We start from the raw sequence: 22703 nt of genomic DNA, 5'->3' as shown, positions 1-22703 counted from the left end.
GGCAGCAGTGTTTGCGAAGTAATTAATTAAAAGAATTTATAGGTACCACGTAGGAAGTAGGTACGGCCCATTGGATCACCGTGACGAGGGTCATAGCCATATTGAGCATTGTTAGTTGCATCAGAAGCAGGTGGTTCTGCATCAAACATGTTGCGAATACCTGCAGTTAGCTCTAAATTCTTGAATCCGCTATAGGTGCCTGCAAAGTTATAAAGCGTATAGGCACTTACATCACGTTCTTGAGAAAAGTCTTCATAACCACGGATATATTGTTGTTCTAGTCTCATTTTCCAGTCTTCATAAGACCAGTTGATATTGGCAATATGTCTCCAGCGGACGACTGCAGGATCATCATAGATGCCGACGAGCCCTTCCCATTCACCGTTTGGTTCTTCTTGCTCATCCATTTTGATGACATAGGTACCATCAATCCCAAAACCAAAACGGCCTGTTGCTGTCATTGGGCTTAAGTAGTTCAGGCTGAGGTCAATCCCTTCAGTTTTTAATCCACCCATATTTTGTAGAGTTGTATTTAAATACTGGATACGACCATCTGGAGCGTAAACGATCAGATTGCCATAGCGATCAAGGTCATTAAAAATGTCATTAGGAGTAACTGAGCTGACTAAACCTTCAATATCAATATTGTAGTAATCAGCGGTGAATACCAGATTCTTGATTGGTTCATATACGAATCCGGCTGTAAAAGAGGTTGATTCTTCTGGCTGTAAGTCTGGGTTACCACCTTGTTTACGCTTGAACTGCATACCACATTGGTCTGCAAATTGGGTGCTGGTCGGTTGACCGTTAGCATCACAAAAACGTGGGTTATTGAAGTTAGTGCTAGTATTGGTTTCACTTTGTAAAGAGTTGATTTCCCACATACTTGGGGCGCGGAATCCAGTACTATAAGAACTACGGAACATTAACTCTTTAACCGGTTCCCAACGTAGGGATACTTTTGGATTGAAAGTATCACCAAAGTCACTATAGTCATCATAACGTGCCGCAAGTTGAGCTTCTAGAGTCGGCAAGATCGGTACATGTAATTCAGTAAACACCGCAGTAATATCACGGTCACCTGAACTTGACGGTTTATTTGGATCAATACCAGAACCTGGAACCTGGCGAACAAGATCGGCATTCACCTTGGCTTCCCAGTCCTGAGTGGTGTAGCTACCACCCAAGGCAAATCCAACTTCACCTGCAGGTAGTTCATAGATTGGACGGCTGACAGTGAAATCTATAGTGGTAGAATCCAGACTTGCCATATTTGTTGGACCTGCCACATCAAAAGTAGACCATTTCCCAGCATCTGCAGCGGCCTGAGGACCAAATGGGTTTAAGGTGCCATCATTAAGTGCGGCTTGAACCAAACTTTGATTCAGGTAACCACTGACAAAATTATCAGTTGCTTCACTTTTGGCATAAGTAACGCCACCATTTACATCCCAACCGTAGACTTCACCTTCAATCCCTGCAAAAAAGCGGTTTGATTCATTTTCTGATTGAGAAACACGGTTACCTGATTGTGAACGTAAATAAAGTGCTGCTCTTGGATCTACCAGACCAGCGATGTCTGGTGTAATGCCGTTGCCTGGATAATATTTGCTGGTATTTGGAATAGAAAGACTACCTCCCCATACATCAGGTGCTATCGAGGTTTTTACTTTACTTTCAGTATAAATATATTCAGCAACCGCATTTAATGAATCGGTTAATTTGAAGGTACCTTTACCTAGAGCTGAAAAAGTTTCTTCTTCTGGAGTAATACCAATGAGTGCTTGAGTGTTTAACAAGCAACGTGTACCAGATACAAACATATTTGGTGCATTATTACAGTTTTGATTGATATAAGGGTTAACTACACCTACACCTGAATCTAAAAGGTTGGCAGGGAAGCCGGCACTTGAACCGATCGCCATGTTTAACTCTGGAATTAAACCACCACGACGGCTGACTTTACGATCTTTGGCCATGATCATGTCAGAAGTACGATAATCGACTACACCGTAAACGTTGAAACCTTGTTCATCCAGATCACCATAACCACCGAAAATAGAGACATCATATTTGTCGCCATTCTTTTCTTCAGGTGCTTGCAGTCCACCAGAAATACCGAAACCTTGGTATTCCTTTTTGATAATAAAGTTAATTACGCCGGCAATTGCATCTGCACCATATACTGCAGAAGCACCATCACGCAGAATCTCGATTCGCTCAACCATCGCGAGCGGAATAATATTCAGGTTAACTTCAGAAGTACTAAATGGGCTGTTAGCCAAACGACGCCCATTTAATAAAACTAAGGTCTTATCAGTACCAATCCCACGCAGGTTGGCAGAAGAGCCTGAAGTATTACTTTTACCAATATTTTGAGAAACAGCAAAACCAGCTTGGTTAGCACTTACTTTATTAATTGCTTCTTCAACTGTGGTGACCCCCTGATTCACCAGATCTTCGACTTTAAGCACAGTAATAGGAGATGCACTTTGTGCAGCTACTCCTTTAATAGATGAACCTGTCACTGTCACTTTTTGAACCTTGGTAGGTTGAGCGGCAGAGTTTTCTGGTTCATCGGCTGCATGTGCCAAAGACAAGCACATCATACTTAAGCTGAGTGCGCTTAACTTGAGTAGTCTTTTGCTGACGGTTGGAGCCCCCATAGATCCGACTAGTTTGTTTATTTTCATCGTAAAGTTCACCTTTCTTGTTGTGTGAAGATAATGCTGTATTTTTTTTAAGCAAAGCAAGTGCCAACTTAGTCAGAATTCTTCTAAAAATATTCAATATATTAAGAAATGCTTAATTTATAGGGTCTTAGAAAGAGAGAACTTGTGCGTCAGGGAAAACAGATGAGCTGTATTGGAAGTAATAAGAAAAAATGATATTGCAAATCAGTATTTATTGATTAACTCTAAACATTAATTGAAAAATATGTGAACTAATCGATATTTTTAGATTCTTTAATGTAGGTGAAATATGAGTTATGAGGGGTGGTTGTTTAATTTTTAGACATATTCTTAGTTATTAAAAAATATAGATTTATTTTTTTGGATTACGAATGGCTGAATTGGAATGTGCTATAAAATGACCCACTAGTGAATTATTTTTGTGCAATAAAGTGAAAGTCATTGTAGGATTAGTGCAGTAAATACTGCAGATAGTATCTAAGTAATTGCCTAAATTATTATTATTTTAAATGATTAATAAAAATATATTTTTTGTTGTAAAAAGAACTTAATTGTTACTTAAAGTATAGAGTGGCATGAAATTAGCTTTTAAACGCTAGATTCATAAGATAGGCGGAATGTTGAAAAATAAAAAAACATGAAGCAAATCAGAAGAGATTAAATGCTTTTAAAAAAACTTAATCATTTTAATGATTTAAATAAACAAAAATAGGTGTGAATTTGAAATCAGTAATTTTAAGGATGACAGTTTTAGCACTGGCAGTAACATCAGGGGGGATGGCTTTAGCAAAATCATCTGCACATCCGGATAAAGTTTTAAACCTGGCTTTCGAAGCACCTGATGACGGTTTTGATATGGTCAAAACCTATAATTTCTACAGTGGCAGCATTGCCGAAGCTATTTTTGAACCTTTATTGCGTTATGATTATCTGGCGCGGCCTGCAATCTTGGCTCCAAATACAGCCGAATCTTTACCCAAGGTTGAGCAGGATGGAAAAGTTTATACCTTTAAAATCAAGCCAGGGATTTATTTTAGTCCTGATCCTGTATTTCAGGGCAAGAAGCGTGAACTGGTGGCGCGTGATTATATCTACTCCATGCAAAGGATCATGGATCCCAAAAATCATTCTCCTTCTTTTTCTTTTATCGAGGGAAAAATCCTTGGGGCAGATCAGGTCATCCAGCAGGCTAAAAAAACTGGCAAGTTCAACTACGATGCACCTATTCCCGGTTTAAAAGCCCTAGATAAATATACCTTACAAATTACCCTGACCCGTTCAGACCTGAACTTTCCTTACATTCTGGCCTATGTCGCTTTTGCTGGTACTGCACGTGAAGTCATCGAACATTATGGCGATCGGGTAGGTCAGCATCCAGTCGGAACAGGGGCATACCAGTTACACAAATATGTGCCGCGTAGCCGCATTGAGTTAACCGCTAATCCAAATTATCGCGGTTTTGTCTGGAACTTTAAGGGGGATGGTTCAGAGTGGGATCAACGGATTGTTAAAGCCATGCAAGGCAAGCAGATGCCGCAAATCGGCAAGGTCAAGATCAGTATCATTGAAGAAGAACAATCACGTTGGCTGGCTTTAAAATCTGGACAATTAGACTATGACAAACTGACTGCAAGTGGCGCTGAACAGGCACTGGAAAATAAGCAGCTGAAAAGTGAATACAAGAAAAAAGGCATCCTGCATTATCCGAATAAAGAACCGGAAATCACCTATACCATCATGAATATGCGTGATCCGGTGATTGGTGGGAACTCACTGGAAAAAATTGCACTACGCCGTGCCATTGCTTTGTCCTATAACCAGAAAGAAGCCATCCAGCAGCTATACAAGGGCCATGCGGTTAAAGCTGAAATGATTCTTCCTGAAGGCGTAGGCGGATATAACCCGAATTATAGAAGCAGCATTGCCTATAACCCATTACTCGCCAATAAACTGCTCGATCGTTTTGGCTACAAGAAAGGCGCCGATGGTTATCGTACCTTGCCTGATGGCAAACCATTGGTTCTGAAAATGAACTCGACCAGCTCAAGTTCTTCCGTTATTTCTGCGGAACTATGGAAAAAGAACCTGGATGCAATCGGGGTAAAAGTTGAATTTAAAGTCAGTAACTTTGCCGACAATTTAAAAGAAGCCACCCAATGCAAACATATGATGTGGGGTGGCGCCTGGATTGCAGATTATCCGGAAGGGGAAAACTTTGCTCAGTTGCTGTATGGCCCAAATGCCCAGCAAGGTAACCTGAGCTGCTATACCTCTAAAGCCTATGACGCGCTGTATCAAACTGCGATGAAACTGCCGCCTCAGCAACGCACTCCATATTATGAGCAGATGAACCGCCAGATGGAGGCCGATAATCCATGGATTTTGCACAATACCCGGGTACGCAACTGGCTGATTCACCCACAGGTACAGGGCTTTAAGGCACATCCGGTGACTAGAGCAGTTTGGCAATATCTGGATATTGAACCTGTTAAAAAATAACTTGAGAAGATTAAGAACCAGTATGAATGTGAATACAAACGCTTTAAAAAAGCTGGCCAGTGGGGTTTTAATGGCCAGTTTAATGATGGCAGGTGCTGCACCCACATGGGCTGCCAATCCCGCCAATCCGAATAAAGTCTTAAAAACAGTCTTTCCCGCGGCTGAAACCGGTTTCGACCCCGGTTATATCCATGACCGTTATTCGGCCAAGATTAACTCGGCAATTTTCGAAACCTTATATACCTATGATTATCTGGCCTCACCAGCGAAACTGGTGCCATTGACTGCGGTAGATATGCCTCAAGTCAGTGCAGACGGTTTGACTTATACCATTAAAGTTAAAAAGGGCATTTACTTTGCAGATGATCCGGTCTTTGGCGGTAAAAAACGTGAACTGACCGCCTATGACTATGCCTATTCTCTAAAGCGTCTCTTAGATCCAAAACTTAATTCACCAAATAGCTGGTTGCTGGATGGCCGGATCAAAGGGCTGGAAGCATGGACAGCCATGGCGAAAAAAAATGGTAAAGTCTATGAAAATCCATTTGAAGGCATTCAGACTCCAGACCGCTATACGCTGGTACTCAAGCTGAATAATCCGGATCAGAACTTTCCGATGTTGCTGGCCCACGGTCCAGCTGCCGCAGTTGCACGCGAAGTCATTGAAAAGTATAAAGACAAAGCTGGCTGGGTAATGAGTAAGCCGGTCGGTACAGGGCCTTATGTACTTAGTCGCTGGACACCGGGATCACGCATTATCTTAAAGCCAAATCCGGCTTACCGTGGTTTTGTCTGGAATTATAAAGCCAATAGTGCAGAAGACCAGGCGATTGTCAGTGCGATGCAGGGCAAAAAAATGCCTCAAATCGGCACCATTGATGTGCGTGTCATTGAAGAAGCCCAATCACGGATGTTGTCATTCAAGAAAAATGAACTGGATCTGGTGGAAATCGACGGCGATCTGGTCGTGCAGGCATTGGATGGTGACAAGTTAAAACCTGAGCTGGTCAAGCAAGGCATCAAGCTGTCACGCATGTTGGAGCCATCGATTAACTACCATTATTGGAATATGCAAGATCCGGTAGTAGGTGGCTTTACGCCAGAAAAAATTGCCTTACGTCGTGCGATGGCAATGGCTTTTTCTGTTGAAAATATGATTAGCGTACTCCTTAAAGGAGATGGTGCAAAACTGCACATGCCTATTCCGCCAGGAGTTGCAGGCTATTCACCCGCTTATAAAACCAGTACGCCATATTCGGTCAAGGCAGCCAACATGTTGCTGGATCGCTATAACTATAAGATCGGTGCGGATGGCTGGAGGAGAACTCCTGAAGGCAAACCTCTGGTGATTGAACTGATTACGGCCAATACCAGTCGTGGTCAGCAACAGGGCGAATTCTGGAAAAAGACCCTAGATAATATTCATATCAAACTGGCCAGTAAGGCCATGCCATTTGCTGAAGGCATTAAGCTGGAAAAGCAATGTAAAACCATGTTTAAAAGCTCTGCATGGATTGCCGACTATCCTGATGCAGATAACTTCATGCAGCTGTTCTATGGCAAAAACGTCAATGTCACCAATAATGCCTGTTTCAAGCATGCGGAATATGACCGTTTATATGAACAGAGTCAAAGCATGCCACCGGGTCCTGAACGTGATCTGGTTTATCGCAAAATGACCCGTATTTTAGAGGTCAATATGCCAACCATGATGCTGTATAGCACCTACCGTAATGCATTAGCGCAACCTCATGTTATTGGACACAAGTCCCATCCGATTCTGTCCACAGAATGGATGTATATCGATATTGATACTAAAAAGTAAGAAAAAGCTGGAGATGATGATGACATTAAAACACTTGAAATTTACCACACTCTGTCTGGCGATGATCGGGGGATCTCAAACCGTCATGGCAGAGACCCAAACCCAGCTTTTGCCTTTATTCAAGGCTGCAGAAATTCCGGCATTGTGTGATGCCAATCTGGATAAAATGCAAAAAGATATCCAGAAATTTGAAAGCCAGAAAATCAAAAATAAGGCTGAAGCCCGTCCTTATCTGGCAGCTTGGGATACATTGCAGGCATCGATTGGTGATTTTGTTTCACCTATCGGTTTATATAGCAATGTTGATCCTGATCCGGCCTTGCGTCAGGCAGCAGATGACTGTGAACTGAAAATCAGTAAATACCTGACTTCCATGTATCAGAGTCCAAAACTGTATGCCCAATTCAAGAAACTGAAAGCCAAAGATTCGGTCGATGAAAAATTCCTGAAAGATATTCTGAATCAGTTTGAAAAAACCGGGGTACAACTCAGCGCAGAGAAACAGAAGCGTCTGAAGGAAATTATTGAAGAAAGTACCAAACTGGGGCAGGACTATTCCAAGAATGTACGTGATAACCCTGAAAAAGTTGAATTCACTGTTGCAGAGCTGAAAGGTTTACCTGAGAGCTATATCGCCGGTTTAAAGAAAAATGAAAAGGGCAATTATCTGCTCGGCTTCGACTATCCGGAATATCAGCCATTTATGGAGCTGGCAGAGAGTGATGAAGCACGTAAACGTTATCAGACTGCCTATACCCGCCGAGGGACTGAGAAAAACCTCGAATACATGAAAAAGGCCATTGATCTGCGTTATGAACTGGCTCAGCTATTCGATAAAGACAGCTATGCGTATGTTGCCTTAAAAGATCGTATGGCCAAAACCCCAGAAGCAGTCAATAGTTTTCTGGATGAGGTTTATGCCAAAGTTGCACCATTAGAAAAGCAGGATGTTGAAGAATTACGTCAGTTCAAGGCAGAAACCTTAAAAATTCCGCTGGAAAAAGCAGAGATTGAGCGCTGGAGCCAAGGCTACTGGAGTGAAAAACTGCGTCAGGCCAAATATAAGGTGGATCAGGAAAAACTGCGTGATTATTTCCCGACTGAAGCGGCACAAAAATGGTTATTTGCCATATCTTCCGATTTATATGGGATTGAATTCAAGCCGGTAAAAGTCAAAGCCTGGCACGATGAAGTTGAATATTATGCCGTGCATGACAAAGCCACCGGTGAGTTTATGGGCGGACTTTATGTCGATAAATATCCACGTGAAGGCAAATATGGCCATGCTGCAGTCTGGGGCGTTTATGGTGGCAGCCGTTTAAATCATCGCCGTCCGGTCTCTGTTTTGGTGACCAACTTCAACCGTAAAGGTCTGAACAGTAATGAACTGGAAACCTTTGTACATGAAATGGGTCATGCGCTGCACGGAATTTTATCGAAAACCCGTTATACCGAGCAGTCAGGCACATCGGTAGAGCGTGACTTTGTTGAAGCACCTTCGCAAATGTATGAAGAGTGGGCGCGCCGTTTCGAGACTTTATCTAAAGTAGCAGATTACTGTGAACCTGCTTGTCCGCGTGTCGATGAAGCCATGACCGAACGCTTAAAGAACGTGAAAAATTATGGCCGCGGCCTGCATTATGCCCGTCAGACTTTATATGCTCAGTACGACATGGCCCTGCACGGTAAAGATACGAAAAGTATTGATCCATTAAAACTCTGGCAGGATATGGAAAGTAAAACTGCGTTGGGCTCTGTTCCAGGTCAGCAATTCCCGGGTCAGTTCGGACATTTAATGGGTGGCTATCAGGCGGGTTATTACAGCTATATGTGGTCTGAAGTGCTGGCACTCGATATGTTGTCTGCTTATGGTGACCATCTGATGAATCCAAAAGTCGGCATGCACTATCGCGAGACTGTACTAGCACAAGGCGGACAAAAGCCGGGCGATCAGATGGTTAAGGATTTTCTGGGCCGTGATCCGGACAGCAAAGCTTTCTTTAATGAAATTTCAGGACATTAAGTCAAGGAAGGAAAGCGATGCTGGCATATATTATTCGAAGGATTTGGCAAATGATCCCCACCATGCTGGGGGTGATTCTGCTGATATTCCTGTTATTTAACTGGGTCGGGGGAGATCCGGCCTATATCCTGGCCGGTAAAATGGCCAATGCTGAGCAGATTGAAAATATCCGCCAACAGCTCGGGGTCGATCAGCCTTATTACGTACAACTGTGGATTTTTATCCAGCAGATTTTGACCTTTGATTATGGCGTGAGCTGGAGTACCGGTGAGTCGGTATCACAGATTATTACCACGCGTTTGGGGCCATCACTGACCATTCTGATTCCACTGACGATTCTGCAAACGATTGTTTCAATCATTTTGGCACTTGGGGTAGCTTCAGTGCGCGGTTCACTGACTGACCGCATGATCATGATGCTGTGTACCATCGGTATGTCGATCAGTATTCTGGTCTATATCATCGTATTCCAGTACGTCTTGGCTTATGAACTGAGCTGGTTCCCGGTACAGGGCTGGAGCGATAACTTTACTGAAAACTTATTCAAATATGCACTATTGCCAGTATTAATCATGCTGGTGGTGAGTATTGCACCGACTTTACGTCTCTACCGTAGTTTTGTCTTGGATGAAGTCAATCAGGACTATGTCCGTACCGCACGCGCCAAAGGTCTGGGCGAAAGCCGCATTCTGGGCGTGCATGTATTGCGTAATGCATCAATTCCAATCATTACCGATGTCATGGCGGGACTTCCGGCTTTACTGATCGGTGCTTTCCTGATTGAACGTTTCTTTGGTATTCCAGGCATTGGCCGTGAAGTGATTATCGCAGTTGAACGTTCTGACTTTCCGGTAATTAAAGCGATTACGGTCTATGTTGCGGCTGCGACCATGTTATTTAACCTGATTGCCGATCTGATCTATAAATGGGTCGATCCACGTGTACAGTTGAAGTAGGTGAATTATGCTGAGTGCGATATTTAAAAAAGAGCAACATACTTCAGCAGTGCCTGAGTCTGCTTCAACCGGATTATGGCAGCTGGCGTTGCGTCGTCTGAAACGTGACCGCATTGCGATGTTCTCCCTATTTGTGGTGCTGTTTTATCTGCTGATGTTGCTGCTTTCCATGACAGGTGTGATTGCCAAGGACTGGAATAAAGAAGTAGCGGTGAGTTATGCACCCCCAAGCTTTATCTATACACCGTCTATGCCTGGAGCGGCAGGTGAAGATCAAAGTACTGAATCTGCCGTAGTACCAGTTAATCCAATTGATCCTTTAAAAGATGTGATTGCAGAACTGGAAGCAGAAATTGCTGCTGAACAGGGCGCAGGTGTGATTGATTATTATGGTGTAGTCGATCCACTGGCTGAAGATATGAAAGCCATTGATCAGGAATTAGGGGGTCAGTTACTGGATCAGAGTAGTGAGCTTAAACAGAGCCTGTTCTTTGGCGCAGATAAATGGGGTCAGGATGTACTACTGAAAACCATTAAAGGTGCAGAAACTTCGATTTTAGTTGGCCTGATTGCTGCGCTGGTTGCGGTGGTGATTGGTACAGTACTTGGTGCGATTGCTGGCTATTTCGGTGGTTGGGTCGATGATGTGCTGAACTGGTTCTACAATATCTTTACTTCTATTCCTTATCTGTTGCTGGTGTTAGCGATTGCAGCAGTACTGCAACAAAAAGGGATCTTATCGATTATCCTGATTTTGGGTCTGACCGGCTGGACCGGGGTATTCCGCCTGGTTCGTGCGGAATATATGAAGCATACTGCACGTGAATATGTACTGGCAGCGAAAGCCATTGGGGTAAGCAATATGCGCCGTATCTTCGTGCATATTTTTCCGAATGTCAGTCATATCGCTTTGGTTCAAATGTCCATTCTTGCAGTGGCCTTTATCAAGTCCGAAGTCATTCTCAGCTTCTTAGGCTTTGGCGTACCGATTGGTGTGGTGTCATGGGGTAGTATGCTGAATGAAGCGCAAAGCGAGCTGATTTTAGGCAAATGGTGGCAGTTGACTGCGGCATCGGTGGCGATGGCGGTACTGGTGACAGCTTTCTCAATGTTTACTGATGCATTACGTGATGCATTAGATCCAAAACTGAAATAGGAGCGCAGCGATGTCTGAAATGAATCCAAGCACAGCACCCGCGTTACTTCGCGTAGATAACTTACGTGTCAGTTTTAAAGGTGAAAATAAACAGTATGTGGAAACGGTCAAAGGAATTTCATTTGAAATTCCGGCCAATACTACAGTGGCGTTAGTCGGTGAATCCGGAAGTGGTAAATCTGTGACTTCATTAGCAGTGATGGGACTATTAGCACCTGAGAACTCGAAGGTCGCTGAAGACAGTCAGATCCTGTTTGAAAGTCGGGACTTATTGAAACTCAAGTCGAGTGAAATGCGTCAGATCTGTGGCAAAGAAATTGCCATGATCTTCCAGGAGCCGATGTCCTCATTAAATCCGGTGTTTACCGTAGGCATGCAGATTTCTGAAATTCTACGCCTGCATTTGGGCATGAATAAAAAGCAGGCCCGTCAAAGAACACTGGAACTTTTGCAGGAAGTCGGTATTCCTTCACCGGAAACCAAGATTGATGCTTATCCAAGCCAGTTGTCTGGTGGACAGCAGCAACGGGTGATGATTGCCATGGCTATTGCCTGTGAACCGAAACTCTTGATTGCTGATGAACCAACGACGGCATTAGATGTGACTATCCAGAAACAGATTCTGGACCTGCTTGAATCCTTGCGTCAGCGCCGTCAAATGTCGATGTTATTCATCAGTCATGACCTGGCGGTAGTTGGTGAAATTGCGGATCAGGTCATTGTAATGCGTTATGGCGAGATTCGTGAGCAAGGTTCGGTGACAGAAGTCCTGAACAATCCTCAGGATATTTATACCCAAGCCTTGTTGCATTGCCGTCCACAGCTGTCGCACCGTCCTTTGCGTTTGCCGGTGATTAGCGACTTTATGAAACAGGATAGTCTGGCGCATGACCTGCATGCGAACGCTCCGCTACAACAGGAACGTTCCCGTGGTTTAAAAGGTAATGAAGAGATCATTCTCGATGTACGTGATCTGAAAAAATCCTTCTATAGCCGTAAAGGCCTATTTGGCAAAGATGAATTTCAGGCTGTGAAAGGCGTGTCTTTTCAGCTGGCTAAAGGCAAAACCTTAGGGCTGGTTGGGGAGTCAGGTTCTGGCAAAACTACAATCGGTTTGCTATTGATGCGACTGCAACAAGCTACAGGCGGCAAGGCGTTGTTTCAGGGTAAAGATATCTTGTCGATGACTGAAAAAGAGTTTACGGCCTATCAGCGTAAAATCCAGATCATTTTCCAGAACCCTTATGCTTCTTTGAATCCGCGTTTTACCGTGGGACAAATCCTGATGGAGCCGATGCAGATTCATCATATTGGCAAGGATGATGCAGAACGTAAACAGATGGCACTTGATTTATTAGAAAGGGTCAGCTTACCGGCTCAGGCCTTCTATCGCTATCCACATGAGTTTTCAGGTGGCCAGCGTCAGCGGATTGCAATTGCACGCTGTCTGACCTTAAAGCCTGAGATTTTGATCTGTGATGAATCAGTGTCCGCACTGGATGTATCCGTACAGGCGCAGGTACTGAACTTATTGCAGGATTTACAGGATGAATTTGGTCTGAGTTACATCTTTATTTCGCATGATTTGTCAGTGGTGAAATATATTTCTGATCAGATCATGGTGCTAAATCATGGTGATCTGGTGGAAATTGCCAACTCAGATGATCTGTATCAGTCTCCGCAACACGACTATACCAAGCGTCTGTTAAGTGCGATTCCTCAGGGTATTCCGCAGTAACTTGCTAAAGTACGAAATAAAAAATGTCCACATTGCTGGGCATTTTTTATGATGGGAATTCACTTTCAGGAAATCGCTGAGCCAACTGCTCGTATATTAATTTTTGGTCTAGCATATTAAATTGACTGAGATTAAGATCATAGTTTTGTGCCGCTGTATGTAAGCGGAGCAATACCATTTGATGCTGGTCATTGGGAGGAATTGCAATATATTCAAGCTGCTGAACTTCACTCAATTTACATACCTTGCGGTAAGGATGCTCAAAGAGAAACCAGTAGATACTATGCTCAGAAATGACCAGTGCCCGGTATGTTTTTATAAGATGGATGACAAGAACCAATAAGAGGGAGGAACCGATTAGGATACAGGTCCATAGATCCAGCACTTGCAAAGGATGCGTACTAAAATCACGAATAAAATGAAAATCACTAAAAGGGATAGGGCTGCGCTCTGGATCAGCTCTTTGCCAGATGTTGTAATGAACCAGCATAAAATGGATCAGCATCAATATATAGAAGCCGTAAAGCCGGTTAGTCTTAGTAGACATAGGTTTATAATATTGGTTTGTCATTATTATTGTTCTTGCAAAAAAAGAGCCACCGAAGTGACTCTATCTTATTCAAAGCCTAGAACTTTTTAAAGCCTTTATTCGCACCATATAAACCGCGTGGTGCATTACCTTCACGGTTTTCGCGGCGGCCAAACTGGTTGTCTTCACGGTTGTCACGACGTGCAAACTGGGTGCCATTCTGGTTTTCACGACGACCAAAGCCTTGATCATCGCGACGTTCACGGTTGTTGTATTGCGGCTGCTGCTCATCGGTATCACGGCGTTGCTGACGCAAGTAACCACCACGGCGCGCTGCCATTGGTTTTTCCTGCATACGCTCATTACGACGTTTCGCCATGCCGAATAAGCCGGTACCTTGACGCGGTTTCAGCTCAACTGATTTGGTCAGGTTATCGATATCCTGTTTATCCAGTTCAATCCAGCGACCTGTACGAAGTTCACGTGGCAGAATCACGGTACCGTAACGGGTACGTAATAAACGGCTGACTTTCAGGCCTTGTGATTCAAAGATACGACGAACCTCACGGTTACGACCTTCTTTCACTACCACCTGATACCAACGGTTGATCCCATCACCACCCAGTTCAGAGAATGATTCAAACTTCGCAGGACCATCATCTAGCACCACGCCTTTCAGCATGTTGTTTTTCAGTTGTGGAGTCACTTCACCCATGACACGAACCGCATATTCACGTTCGATTTCATTTGATGGGTGCATTAAACGATTCGCTAGTTCACCGTCATTTGTGAACAGTAACAGACCGGTCGAGTTAATATCCAGACGGCCGACCATTACCCAGCGATCGCCTTGAATTGATGGCAGGTTGTCAAATACTGTTGGACGCTGTTCAGGATCATTACGTGAACAGATTTCGCCTTCTGGCTTATAGTAAATCAGGACACGACGACGGATTTCGTCTTCGATCTGGAACTGCACTTTACGACCATCGATGCGAAGCTCATCACCTGGTTCGATTCGTTCACCCACTTGGGCAATCTGCCCATTCACACTCACACGACCTGCGGCAATGACTTCTTCCATATAACGGCGAGAACCCAAACCAACACGTGCAAGCACCTTTTGCAACTTTTCACTCATGACAGCATAACCTTAGAAATAATTATTCAACAGTTCACCTATTTATGACTTCGGTGCATTCGCATCGAGCGCCATAAAAGCTTCCTTGGCATCCTGCAGGGGAGGCAATTGGCCTAAAGAATTTAAGCCAAACGCATTTAAAAATTGTGGCGTTGTCACTAACAACGCAGGTCTTCCAGGGAGTTCACGAAAGCCGGATTCTTTAATCCAGTTCCAGTCAAACAGCGTACGCAAAATCTGACTGTTATTCGTGACACCACGAATTTGTTCAATATCAGCTCGGGTCACTGGCTGATGATAAGCAATCACCGCAAGCATCTCCAGTAATGAAGGTGACAGGCGTGTCGGTCGCTCGGGCCAGGTCTGTGCAATAATATTACGATATTTTACACGCACTTGAAAACGGTAACCTTGCACAGTTTCAACCAGTTCAATAGAACGGCCATGCATCAGCATGGAAAGCTGTTGTAAATACTGGCGCAGCTCCTGCTTGCTATAGCGATCCTGAAATGCTTCTTTCAGTCGAGCTAAGGAAACTGGGGAGTCACTGGCAAAAATAATGGCTTCCAGCTGCATCAGAATTTCATGCAGATTATCTTCCGCAGACAAGGAGATATTATGGTCTGTGTTCATGCGTGTGCTCCTTGAATTGCGAGCGGTGCCTCAACACCTGAGGCAATAATTTGAATTTTTTGCTGGCGGGTGAGTTCCAACACGGCCATAAAGGTCACGACTACACCCATGCGTCCCTGACTTGGCTTGAGTAAGTTATCAAAAGACAAGACTTCACCAGATTCCAGACAGCTTTCAATATAGGCAATCCGTTCTTCCAGTAAAACAGGCTCCTGTTGCACCTGATGAATGACCGGTTCAGGACGGTTAAAGACACAAAGCAAGGCATCGCGCAGCAGATCAGCACTATGACCTTCATTGGGCTGGATAAACTCGCCTAGGTGAACATTGGTCTGAAAGGTATCACGTTCCAGAATCGTCATCTGACCCAGACGTTCTGCAGCTTGTTTGATCCGTAAATAATTTTCCAGACGCTCAATCAGATCCTGTTTCGGATCCTGTTCAACCGCAGCCGCGCTTTTCGGTTTAGGCAGCAATAAACGAGATTTGAGATCGGCTAGCAAGGCTGCCATCACCATATAATCTGCGGTCAATTCAATATTCAGGGATTTCATCGCATCCATATAGGACAGATATTGGGAGGCAATCGGCGCGATATCAACCTGCAACAGGTCAAAACCATTTTTCTGGATCAGGTAGATTAAAAAGTCGAGGGGGCCTTCAAAATGTTCTAACAGAATTTCAAACGCTGCTGGAGGAATATACAGATCCTCTGGAATCGTATTTTGCCATTCATCCAGAACCCGGATGTTTGGAACAGATTCCATAGCGTTATGGGGCATTTGAGTCATTACAATTATAAGCCACGCGAATTTTCAAAGGCATGAAATGGCTTATTCCCCGAGCTCTTGTCAGGAGAAAAAGCACATAATTTAGTAGTTGGCATTGTACTGGAAAATTGTCGTTAAATAAAATAGATATGCATTCAAAAGCAAAAAAACCATATTTATTTTAGGAGAAATTCTATTTTTTTAATTGGGTAAAACGCACAAGTCTGATATTAAACAGCATATTAGCTAAAATTAAATGCAATATAGTCTGGGTGGTATAAGAAACTGTAACTTCATATAGAAAATTTTTAAAAGAATCTCAGCACCTATTAAATAGTGAATGTGTGAAAGCTCATCAGGAAATATGTGATAAAAATAAGAAAAAACAGTTATCTATCGCCAAAAAAATAAACTAATATAGCCAAAAAAAATATTGATAAATAACAATCATAGATCAGGTTAATTATAAAAATGCCAATCATACTTGTGTTAATCGGCGTCATCGGCTTAGGGGTATTCTGGGGCTATCCTCAATATCAGCTCATGCAGCTTGAAAATGAAATGCGTACCAATCTGAAGTCTGGCGGCTTTTCCAGCTTTGTCGAGCAGGCCAAACCAGTGATGCAGGCCATGAAACTGGATTTTAGCGTACTGGACCAGTATCCTCATATTCGTTTCTATATGCGTAATACGCTTTATACGGGCAAAGATTTACCCGACGGTGTTACTGCAATGGTCAAAACCATGAGCTGTAATTCTATTGATTCTTTTAGGACTATGGAATCCACAGCCCGGACTGCGTTATTGAATGTGCTTGAAGAGGATCAAATCACTTTTCATGTTTCAGTCAAAAACAGGTTTGGTGCTGAACTTGCAACTCATCAGCAAAAACTGTCGGAATGTCCAAACTTCTTGCAGTTAAAACATTATAAAGAAGGTGATCCGTTACCCCCAATGCCAAGTTTGAATAATCAGGTTCCTTCGGTTGCACCAGCGGTCAGTACATCTACTCAGGAGCGTGCAGCGAGCTATTAAATCTTGGCATGCGTGATAAGGTTATTTTAATTCTGCTCTCGCAATACATATTCGATGATACGTTGGCAGGTAGCTGCCAGACAAACATTGCTTGTTGAATAAACTTGTAGAAGTTTTCTTGCCATCGCGATCTCAAGAAAGTATGAGTATTCAATATTGTTGATATTCAGATTTAATTCTGGCTTGGAATTTTTATCGATAGATATTGCCTTGGATTCCAGTGTCCAAGGCAATTCAGCATAGATCAGATGATCGGCAGGAAATTCATTCAGGTTCAGGAGGATATAAAACAAATCCATTTTATTTTCTTCTGAGACTTCATTAGAAGCAGCTTTATTTATTCAAAAGCACTGACATCACCAACACCACGACGAATCACTTCAGGCTGATCTCCTGATAAATCCACAATAGAAGTCGTACTTAATGTGCCTAGTCCACTGTCGATAAAAACATCAATACGCTTACCAAGCTGCATTTCAATGTCATAAGGATCATCTAAAGGATCCGTCTGGTCTGGCAGGATGAGCGTTGAAGTGAGCAGCGGTTCGCCCAGCTCTTGAAGCAGCATCTGACACACAGGATTGGTAGGGATACGCAAACCAATGGTTTTTTTCTTTGGATGCATTAAACGTTTAGGCACTTCGCTGGTTGCCGGAAGAATAAACGTGGTCACAGCAGGTGTATTATTTTTCAGCAAACGATAGACGGCATTGTCGACTTTGGCATAAGTCGCAAGATCGGATAAGTCACAGCAGATAATGGCATATTGGTGCTTAGGTCCTAGACCACGAATCTGTGCGATTCGCTCCATCGCATGTTTATTCCCGATCTGGCAGCCAATCGCATAGGCTGCATCGGTCGGATAAACCACAACATCACCGGCACGAATACGTTCTACTGCCTGACTGATCAGACGAGCTTGCGGATTATCCGGGTGTACACGTAAATGCAGCATAAATATTCCTCCCAACCTGCCTTAAACTTATTATGAAATGCCTTTGTATAAAGTAACAATGACAAACAGGTAGATTTGTGTAATTTAATCAAGCATTTCACGTTGAAATTCATCAGATTGTAAACTTTTGCCCGCACGGGTGCAGACACAGATACAATCAATGAAACGTTTGGCATCACGTGGCAGTTTGGCTTCACCACTAAAATAGCGTTGTACCTGAGCATAAACATTATCTTTAAAGCTGGAGCCATCGCCACCATCGCCGGTTAAATTGTCCAGGGACACACGGAACTTACGGCCAAATGCTTTGGAAAACATCCATTCAATCGCTTGTGGCTTGATTTCGACCTGCTCAAATAATGCTTGCTGTTCCTTGGTGCGACCATCTGGCGCATACCAATAACCCAGATCTGGCAGCAAACGGCGCTTATCACCGGCAATCGTCCAGTGACTGATTTCATGCAGGGCACTATTAAAGAAGCCATGCGCAAACTGGATCCGGGCAGGGCTATCTTTTGTTGCCGGGAAATACTCCGGTTCAAACTCACCACGGACTAAAGTGACATTTAGGTGGGAAAACCAGTGATTAAAGTGTAAGATGAGCCAATCAACCTGTTCCGCTTCTGAGGATAAATTCGCCCACGGTAAGCGTTGCACTTGCTGTAGTGAGCTGTCAGAATCGGAGGTTGAAAGTGTGCTAACGAGTGATGAAACATTCACTTCTGTTTGCGGCTGCAACAGATGCATGACTGAAATTACCCAATTGGTCTGTCTAAAAATAAGTACAAAATTGTATCTTAATCTTTGACAGAGTTCTGATGAATTTGTAGAATTGCCGCCTTAATTATGTCAGCAAATACCTTTCCGGCACAGATTGAGCCGTTTAAATGGGCTGAACAGGGCTTTAAATGGTCAGGTCAACTGCCTTTATCCCGCTTTGTTCGTATTGCTCGTGAAGCTGTTGGATCAATTGATGATCAATTGATTAACATAGACTGTAAGCTATCAATGGATGCCTATCATCGCATTGCATGGTTGGATGGTCATGTTGAAACGAAAGTTCCAATGGAATGCCAGCGTTGTCTGGAGACCGTTGAAATCGAACTCGTTTCAGATTTTCATCTAGCTCTTGTGGATGATGAGTCACTGATAGAGCGCTTGGATGAGGATGCTGATTTCATCGTCTTAGGTGAAAGTGAAGCAACGACGAAGGGTTCATATGATGCACCTGCCACCGCTGACTTACTCGCACTGATAGAAGATGAATTGTTATTGTTGATGCCGCTGTCTCCTAAGCATGACGTTTGTGAGCATAAGCATCAACCTGCCGCAGAAGAAGTTGTTGAAGAAAAACGGGATAATCCGTTTGAAGTTTTGGCAGCTTTGAAGGGTAAACTTAACTAATTTTTGTGTTATACTCATGCGTATAAGACAATCGAATTTGTTCTGATCCATTTTTTCGATATTTGTAAGGAGCCATCATGGCCGTTCAGCAAAACCGTAAAAGTCGCTCTCGCCGTGACATGCGCCGTTCACATGACGCTTTAACTGAGAATGCATTAACTGTAGACCAAACTACTGGTGAAACTCATCGTCGTCACCACGTATCTAAAGATGGTATCTACCGTGGTCGTCAATTATTCGCTAAAGCATCTGCTGAATAATTGATGATGTATTAAGCGTTAAAGCTTAGTAGAAAAAAATGGGAGCGTTAAGCTCCCTTTTTTATGCCTGATTTTATCTCCAGGTTTTCCGGTCATCATGTGAAGTCGTGGTTTTTGTTGTATTTGGCAATTACCCAAGCCAAAATTACGTGTTAAATTGCGCTCCACAATGGGTAAGGTGATCTGATCGGCCAATTTTTAGGTCTAAGAAAAGATTCGCACCTCTTGAATGAAAGGATTTTATTTATGTCTGCTAAACAACTCGAACAAGCAGCTCAAGCAACTAAAACTGCATTTGTGTTCCCAGGTCAGGGTTCACAAAAAGTCGGCATGCTCGCTGAACTTGCAGAACAGTTTAGTGGTATCCGCGATACATTTGCTGAAGCATCTGAAGCGGTGGGTTTTGATCTGTGGCAGATTGCACAGACGGGTGAAGGTCTGGATCAAACCGAATTTACTCAACCGGTACTATTAACAGCATCCATCGCATTATGGCGTGTATGGTTAGAGCTGGGTGGGGTAGCACCAAAATATATGGCGGGCCATTCACTCGGTGAATACAGCGCGTTAGTTGCAGCGGGTGCTTTAAGTCTGGGTGATGCAGTCAAGCTGGTGAACCTGCGTGGTAAGTTGATGCAAACTGCTGTACCTCAAGGCGTAGGTGCAATGGCAGCGATTCTGGGTCTGGATGATGCCAAAGTGATCGAGCTTTGTGCACAAGCAACAGCAGCAGGCGAAGGTTCAGTTGAAGCAGCCAACTATAATGCTCAGGGGCAAGTCGTAGTTGCCGGTAATAAAGAACGTGTAGAAGCCGTGATGGCACTGGCGAAAGAAAATGGCGGTAAAGCGATTGCACTGCCAGTTTCAGTTCCTTCACATTGTTCACTGATGAAACCTGCCGCTGAGCAGTTCGCAACAGCTTTGGAACAAACTGCCATTGAGATGCCACGCATACCTGTATTACAAAATGTAGGCGCAAAAGCAGCTGCGGACGTGAGTGAGCTTCGTCAGGCTTTGACTGAGCAGCTGTATGAGTCAGTACAATGGACTAAAACACTACAATTCCTTCAAGATGAAGGCGTTGAGTACATTGTAGAATGTGGCCCAGGTAATGTACTGGCCAATATGGCAAAACGTTTACCAAATATCGAAAAAGCACTTCCATTAGATACTCAATCTCGTCTGGAAGATGCGCTTAACACCGTATTGGTGGCAGAAGGGAAAATTGCATGACACAGGAACGTAAAGTTGCCTTGGTGACAGGTGCAAGCCGCGGCATTGGTGCTGCAATTGCACAACAATTAATTCAAGACGGTTATTTTGTCGTAGGTACTGCAACTTCTGAAGCGGGTGCAGAGAAACTTAACGTACAATTTGCTGAACATGGTGCCGGTAAAGTTTTAGATGTACGTGATGGTGCTGCGATTGATGCACTGGTCAGCGATATTGAGCAAAACTATGGTCCTGTGCTGGTACTGGTGAATAATGCCGGTATTACCAAAGACAATCTGTTATTGCGTATGTCGGAAGACGACTGGGATGATATTTTAAACATTCATCTGAAAGCCGTTTATCGTTTATCTAAACGTGTGCTGAAAGGTATGACTAAGGCACGTTTCGGCCGTATCATTAATATCAGTTCTGTGGTGGCGCATTTTGCTAACCCAGGTCAGGCAAACTACTCAGCTGCCAAAGCAGGTATTGAGGCATTTGGTCGCAGTCTGGCTAAAGAAATGGGTAGTCGTCAGATTACAGTTAATGCTGTTGCACCAGGCTTTATCGCGACTGAAATGACTGAACAGTTAAGTGAAGAAATTCGCAAAAAAATGAGTGATCAAGTGGCTTTAAACCGTTTAGGTGATCCACAAGATATCGCTAATGCCGTAAGTTTCCTGGCATCGGACAAAGCCAGTTACATTACAGGTACAGTCATTCACGTTAATGGTGGTTTATACATGAGCTAAACGGCACATGTATTAACTTTCCAAATTTTATAGATTCAATTAAACTAACGGCATTAAAAACGCCACAAGCAATGAGGAGAATTCCTGTGAGCGATATCGAACAACGCGTTAAACAAGCGGTTGCAGAACAACTTGGTATCAAAGTCGAAGAGATTAAAAACGAAGCATCTTTCATGGATGACTTAGGTGCTGACTCTCTAGACCTAGTTGAACTTGTTATGTCTTTCGAAAATGACTTCGACATCACTATTCCTGATGAAGATTCTAACGAAATCACAACTGTTCAATCTGCTATTGACTATGTTACTAAAAAACTTGGTTAATGCTGATTTTCAGCTTTGCTGAACCTAAAGACCACCGCAAGGTGGTTTTTTTGTGCCTGTAGAATAGATATAGGGTGATTTTACAATCGATAACCTTTTGCTTACCAATGACTAACTTTGTATCTGCTGCTTTCCTTGTACAAATAAGAATGATCTGATGAATAACAAGAATGGAGTCCACTATGGGTCTTTTTGATTTTGTAAAAGGCATTGGTAAAAAGAACACTGCAGCTGCGGAGCCACAACAAACACCGGCAGCAACTCAACAGGCACCTGCCGCTGCACCTAAAGCAGCATCGGCTGAACCTTCTGCACAGGAAATAGCGAACAAATTATTAGGCCATGTTAAAAGCCTAGGACTGCCAATTACAGGATTGTCGATCAGCTATAACTCAACCTCAGATCTGGCAACCGTACGCGGACAGGTACAAAGTCAGGCGGATCGTGAAAAGATTATTTTAGCAGTAGGAAATGTTGATCATGTCGCTAAAGTGGATGACCAGCTGACTGTGGCGAATCCGGAACCTGAAAGCAAGTTCTATACGGTTAAATCGGGTGATACCTTATCTAAAATTTCGAAAGAATTTTATGGTGATGCCAACCAGTACAACAAGATTTTCGAGGCGAATCGCCCTTTATTGAAAAATGCGGATGATATTTTCCCGGGGCAAGTACTACGTATTCCTGCCTAGTCTTAGATAATTATCAATATAAATAATAAAATTTTATTTTAAACTTATCTGATTCAGATAAACGGTTCACAACAAAGCCCCTTATGGGGTTTTGTTGTGTCTACCAC

21 protein-coding genes are annotated in these 22703 nt (G+C 43.4%); 13 read left to right on the top strand and 8 right to left on the bottom strand.

What is annotated here, in order from left to right; all coding sequences use genetic code 11:
* Positions 1 to 26: 26 nt before the first annotated feature.
* Positions 27 to 2693, bottom strand: a complete 2667-nt coding sequence (locus FTU01_RS06650) for a TonB-dependent receptor (protein ID WP_180031806.1) — start codon at positions 2691 to 2693, stop codon at positions 27 to 29.
* A 741-nt stretch (positions 2694 to 3434) separates the two neighbouring features.
* On the opposite strand from FTU01_RS06650, the gene FTU01_RS06645 reads away from it, so the two are divergent.
* Genes FTU01_RS06645 through FTU01_RS06620 form a run of 6 tightly spaced genes read left to right on the top strand, consistent with a single transcriptional unit; the run spans position 3435 to position 12890 of the window.
* The gene (locus FTU01_RS06645) at positions 3435 to 5192 is read left to right on the top strand and encodes an ABC transporter substrate-binding protein (RefSeq protein WP_180031804.1); all 1758 of its coding nucleotides are present in this window, start codon (positions 3435 to 3437) and stop codon (positions 5190 to 5192) included.
* 22 nt (positions 5193 to 5214) lie between these two features.
* Positions 5215 to 7017 carry an ABC transporter substrate-binding protein gene (locus FTU01_RS06640; RefSeq protein WP_180031802.1) on the top strand — a complete coding sequence of 601 codons (1803 nt, stop codon included), beginning with the start codon at positions 5215 to 5217 and terminating at the stop codon, positions 7015 to 7017.
* A gap of 19 nt (positions 7018 to 7036) precedes the next feature.
* Positions 7037 to 9040, top strand: a complete 2004-nt coding sequence (locus FTU01_RS06635; RefSeq protein ID WP_180031800.1) for a M3 family metallopeptidase — start codon at positions 7037 to 7039, stop codon at positions 9038 to 9040.
* A 17-nt stretch (positions 9041 to 9057) separates the two neighbouring features.
* Positions 9058 to 9996, top strand: a complete 939-nt coding sequence (locus FTU01_RS06630; protein ID WP_004783323.1) for an ABC transporter permease — start codon at positions 9058 to 9060, stop codon at positions 9994 to 9996.
* 7 nt (positions 9997 to 10003) lie between these two features.
* Complete coding sequence (locus FTU01_RS06625; RefSeq protein ID WP_180031798.1) at positions 10004 to 11152, top strand: ABC transporter permease; 1149 nt, start codon at positions 10004 to 10006, stop codon at positions 11150 to 11152.
* 10 nt (positions 11153 to 11162) lie between these two features.
* Positions 11163 to 12890 (top strand): ABC transporter ATP-binding protein, encoded by a 1728-nt coding sequence (locus FTU01_RS06620; RefSeq protein ID WP_180031796.1) that lies wholly within the window; start codon positions 11163 to 11165, stop codon positions 12888 to 12890.
* Between the two features lie 46 nt (positions 12891 to 12936).
* Here FTU01_RS06620 and FTU01_RS06615 read toward each other — a convergent pair whose 3' ends face one another.
* The 4 genes from FTU01_RS06615 to FTU01_RS06600 are packed head-to-tail and all read right to left on the bottom strand — an operon-like array spanning position 12937 to position 15984.
* Positions 12937 to 13461 (bottom strand): hypothetical protein, encoded by a 525-nt coding sequence (locus tag FTU01_RS06615; RefSeq protein ID WP_180052739.1) that lies wholly within the window; start codon positions 13459 to 13461, stop codon positions 12937 to 12939.
* A gap of 55 nt (positions 13462 to 13516) precedes the next feature.
* Complete coding sequence (rluB, locus tag FTU01_RS06610) at positions 13517 to 14560, bottom strand: 23S rRNA pseudouridine(2605) synthase RluB (RefSeq protein WP_004783318.1); 1044 nt, start codon at positions 14558 to 14560, stop codon at positions 13517 to 13519.
* Positions 14561 to 14602: 42 nt separating this feature from the next.
* Positions 14603 to 15193: an SMC-Scp complex subunit ScpB gene (scpB, locus tag FTU01_RS06605; RefSeq protein WP_004783317.1), complete on the bottom strand. Its 591-nt coding sequence runs from the start codon at positions 15191 to 15193 to the stop codon at positions 14603 to 14605.
* The gene (locus FTU01_RS06600) at positions 15190 to 15984 is read right to left on the bottom strand and encodes a ScpA family protein (RefSeq protein ID WP_180031794.1); all 795 of its coding nucleotides are present in this window, start codon (positions 15982 to 15984) and stop codon (positions 15190 to 15192) included. Before FTU01_RS06600 ends, scpB begins: the two co-directional genes overlap by 4 nt.
* Positions 15985 to 16434: 450 nt before the next feature.
* On the opposite strand from FTU01_RS06600, the gene FTU01_RS06595 reads away from it, so the two are divergent.
* Positions 16435 to 16998 (top strand): hypothetical protein, encoded by a 564-nt coding sequence (locus FTU01_RS06595; RefSeq protein WP_125278774.1) that lies wholly within the window; start codon positions 16435 to 16437, stop codon positions 16996 to 16998.
* A 26-nt stretch (positions 16999 to 17024) separates the two neighbouring features.
* On the opposite strand, the gene FTU01_RS06590 is transcribed toward FTU01_RS06595, so the two are convergent.
* From FTU01_RS06590 to FTU01_RS06580, 3 genes are all read right to left on the bottom strand, one after another.
* On the bottom strand, positions 17025 to 17297 hold the full coding sequence (locus FTU01_RS06590; protein ID WP_125278773.1) for a hypothetical protein: 273 nt from the start codon (positions 17295 to 17297) through the stop codon (positions 17025 to 17027).
* A 38-nt stretch (positions 17298 to 17335) separates the two neighbouring features.
* Positions 17336 to 17953: an L-threonylcarbamoyladenylate synthase gene (locus tag FTU01_RS06585; RefSeq protein WP_004783309.1), complete on the bottom strand. Its 618-nt coding sequence runs from the start codon at positions 17951 to 17953 to the stop codon at positions 17336 to 17338.
* An 84-nt stretch (positions 17954 to 18037) separates the two neighbouring features.
* On the bottom strand, positions 18038 to 18700 hold the full coding sequence (locus FTU01_RS06580; protein WP_125278772.1) for an elongation factor P hydroxylase: 663 nt from the start codon (positions 18698 to 18700) through the stop codon (positions 18038 to 18040).
* Positions 18701 to 18799: 99 nt separating this feature from the next.
* Here FTU01_RS06580 and FTU01_RS06575 point away from each other — a divergent pair, with 99 nt between their 5' ends.
* The 6 genes from FTU01_RS06575 to lysM all read left to right on the top strand — a co-directional run bounded on the left by FTU01_RS06575 (position 18800) and on the right by lysM (position 22596).
* On the top strand, positions 18800 to 19357 hold the full coding sequence (locus FTU01_RS06575) for a DUF177 domain-containing protein (protein ID WP_004783305.1): 558 nt from the start codon (positions 18800 to 18802) through the stop codon (positions 19355 to 19357).
* Positions 19358 to 19434: 77 nt separating this feature from the next.
* Positions 19435 to 19617 carry a 50S ribosomal protein L32 gene (gene rpmF, locus FTU01_RS06570; RefSeq protein WP_004783304.1) on the top strand — a complete coding sequence of 61 codons (183 nt, stop codon included), beginning with the start codon at positions 19435 to 19437 and terminating at the stop codon, positions 19615 to 19617.
* Positions 19618 to 19863: 246 nt separating this feature from the next.
* Entirely contained in the window at positions 19864 to 20850 is a 987-nt protein-coding gene (fabD, locus tag FTU01_RS06565) for an ACP S-malonyltransferase (RefSeq protein WP_034701605.1), read from the top strand.
* Positions 20847 to 21581, top strand: coding sequence for a 3-oxoacyl-ACP reductase FabG (gene fabG / locus FTU01_RS06560; RefSeq protein ID WP_159123542.1), 735 nt, complete (start codon positions 20847 to 20849; stop codon positions 21579 to 21581). The genes fabD and fabG overlap by 4 nt, the downstream gene beginning before the upstream one ends.
* An 86-nt stretch (positions 21582 to 21667) precedes the next feature.
* Positions 21668 to 21904, top strand: coding sequence for an acyl carrier protein (gene acpP, locus FTU01_RS06555; protein ID WP_004783299.1), 237 nt, complete (start codon positions 21668 to 21670; stop codon positions 21902 to 21904).
* 182 nt (positions 21905 to 22086) lie between these two features.
* A complete protein-coding gene (gene lysM / locus FTU01_RS06550) occupies positions 22087 to 22596 on the top strand; it encodes a peptidoglycan-binding protein LysM (protein WP_004783297.1) in 510 nt (169 codons plus the stop codon).
* Positions 22597 to 22703 lie beyond the last annotated feature (107 nt).

The sequence above is a fragment of the Acinetobacter sp. YH12043 genome (assembly GCF_013419915.1).
Lineage (GTDB): Bacteria > Pseudomonadota > Gammaproteobacteria > Pseudomonadales > Moraxellaceae > Acinetobacter.
This window is presented reverse-complemented; position numbering and strand designations above follow the sequence as displayed.

Excerpts from the sequence above, each read along its gene's own strand:
- FTU01_RS06650 (WP_180031806.1), bottom strand. The coding sequence starts at position 2,693 with ATGAAAATAAACAAACTAGTCGGATCTATGGGGGCTCCAACCGTCAGC.
- FTU01_RS06645 (WP_180031804.1), top strand. The coding sequence starts at position 3,435 with ATGACAGTTTTAGCACTGGCAGTAACATCAGGGGGGATGGCTTTAGCA.
- FTU01_RS06640 (WP_180031802.1), top strand. The coding sequence starts at position 5,215 with ATGAATGTGAATACAAACGCTTTAAAAAAGCTGGCCAGTGGGGTTTTA.
- FTU01_RS06635 (WP_180031800.1), top strand. The coding sequence starts at position 7,037 with ATGACATTAAAACACTTGAAATTTACCACACTCTGTCTGGCGATGATC.
- FTU01_RS06630 (WP_004783323.1), top strand. The coding sequence starts at position 9,058 with ATGCTGGCATATATTATTCGAAGGATTTGGCAAATGATCCCCACCATG.
- FTU01_RS06625 (WP_180031798.1), top strand. The coding sequence starts at position 10,004 with ATGCTGAGTGCGATATTTAAAAAAGAGCAACATACTTCAGCAGTGCCT.
- FTU01_RS06620 (WP_180031796.1), top strand. The coding sequence starts at position 11,163 with ATGTCTGAAATGAATCCAAGCACAGCACCCGCGTTACTTCGCGTAGAT.
- FTU01_RS06615 (WP_180052739.1), bottom strand. The coding sequence starts at position 13,461 with ATGACAAACCAATATTATAAACCTATGTCTACTAAGACTAACCGGCTT.
- rluB (WP_004783318.1), bottom strand. The coding sequence starts at position 14,560 with ATGAGTGAAAAGTTGCAAAAGGTGCTTGCACGTGTTGGTTTGGGTTCT.
- scpB (WP_004783317.1), bottom strand. The coding sequence starts at position 15,193 with ATGAACACAGACCATAATATCTCCTTGTCTGCGGAAGATAATCTGCAT.
- FTU01_RS06600 (WP_180031794.1), bottom strand. The coding sequence starts at position 15,984 with ATGACTCAAATGCCCCATAACGCTATGGAATCTGTTCCAAACATCCGG.
- FTU01_RS06595 (WP_125278774.1), top strand. The coding sequence starts at position 16,435 with ATGCCAATCATACTTGTGTTAATCGGCGTCATCGGCTTAGGGGTATTC.
- FTU01_RS06590 (WP_125278773.1), bottom strand. The coding sequence starts at position 17,297 with ATGGATTTGTTTTATATCCTCCTGAACCTGAATGAATTTCCTGCCGAT.
- FTU01_RS06585 (WP_004783309.1), bottom strand. The coding sequence starts at position 17,953 with ATGCTGCATTTACGTGTACACCCGGATAATCCGCAAGCTCGTCTGATC.
- FTU01_RS06580 (WP_125278772.1), bottom strand. The coding sequence starts at position 18,700 with ATGCATCTGTTGCAGCCGCAAACAGAAGTGAATGTTTCATCACTCGTT.
- FTU01_RS06575 (WP_004783305.1), top strand. The coding sequence starts at position 18,800 with ATGTCAGCAAATACCTTTCCGGCACAGATTGAGCCGTTTAAATGGGCT.
- rpmF (WP_004783304.1), top strand. The coding sequence starts at position 19,435 with ATGGCCGTTCAGCAAAACCGTAAAAGTCGCTCTCGCCGTGACATGCGC.
- fabD (WP_034701605.1), top strand. The coding sequence starts at position 19,864 with ATGTCTGCTAAACAACTCGAACAAGCAGCTCAAGCAACTAAAACTGCA.
- fabG (WP_159123542.1), top strand. The coding sequence starts at position 20,847 with ATGACACAGGAACGTAAAGTTGCCTTGGTGACAGGTGCAAGCCGCGGC.
- lysM (WP_004783297.1), top strand. The coding sequence starts at position 22,087 with ATGGGTCTTTTTGATTTTGTAAAAGGCATTGGTAAAAAGAACACTGCA.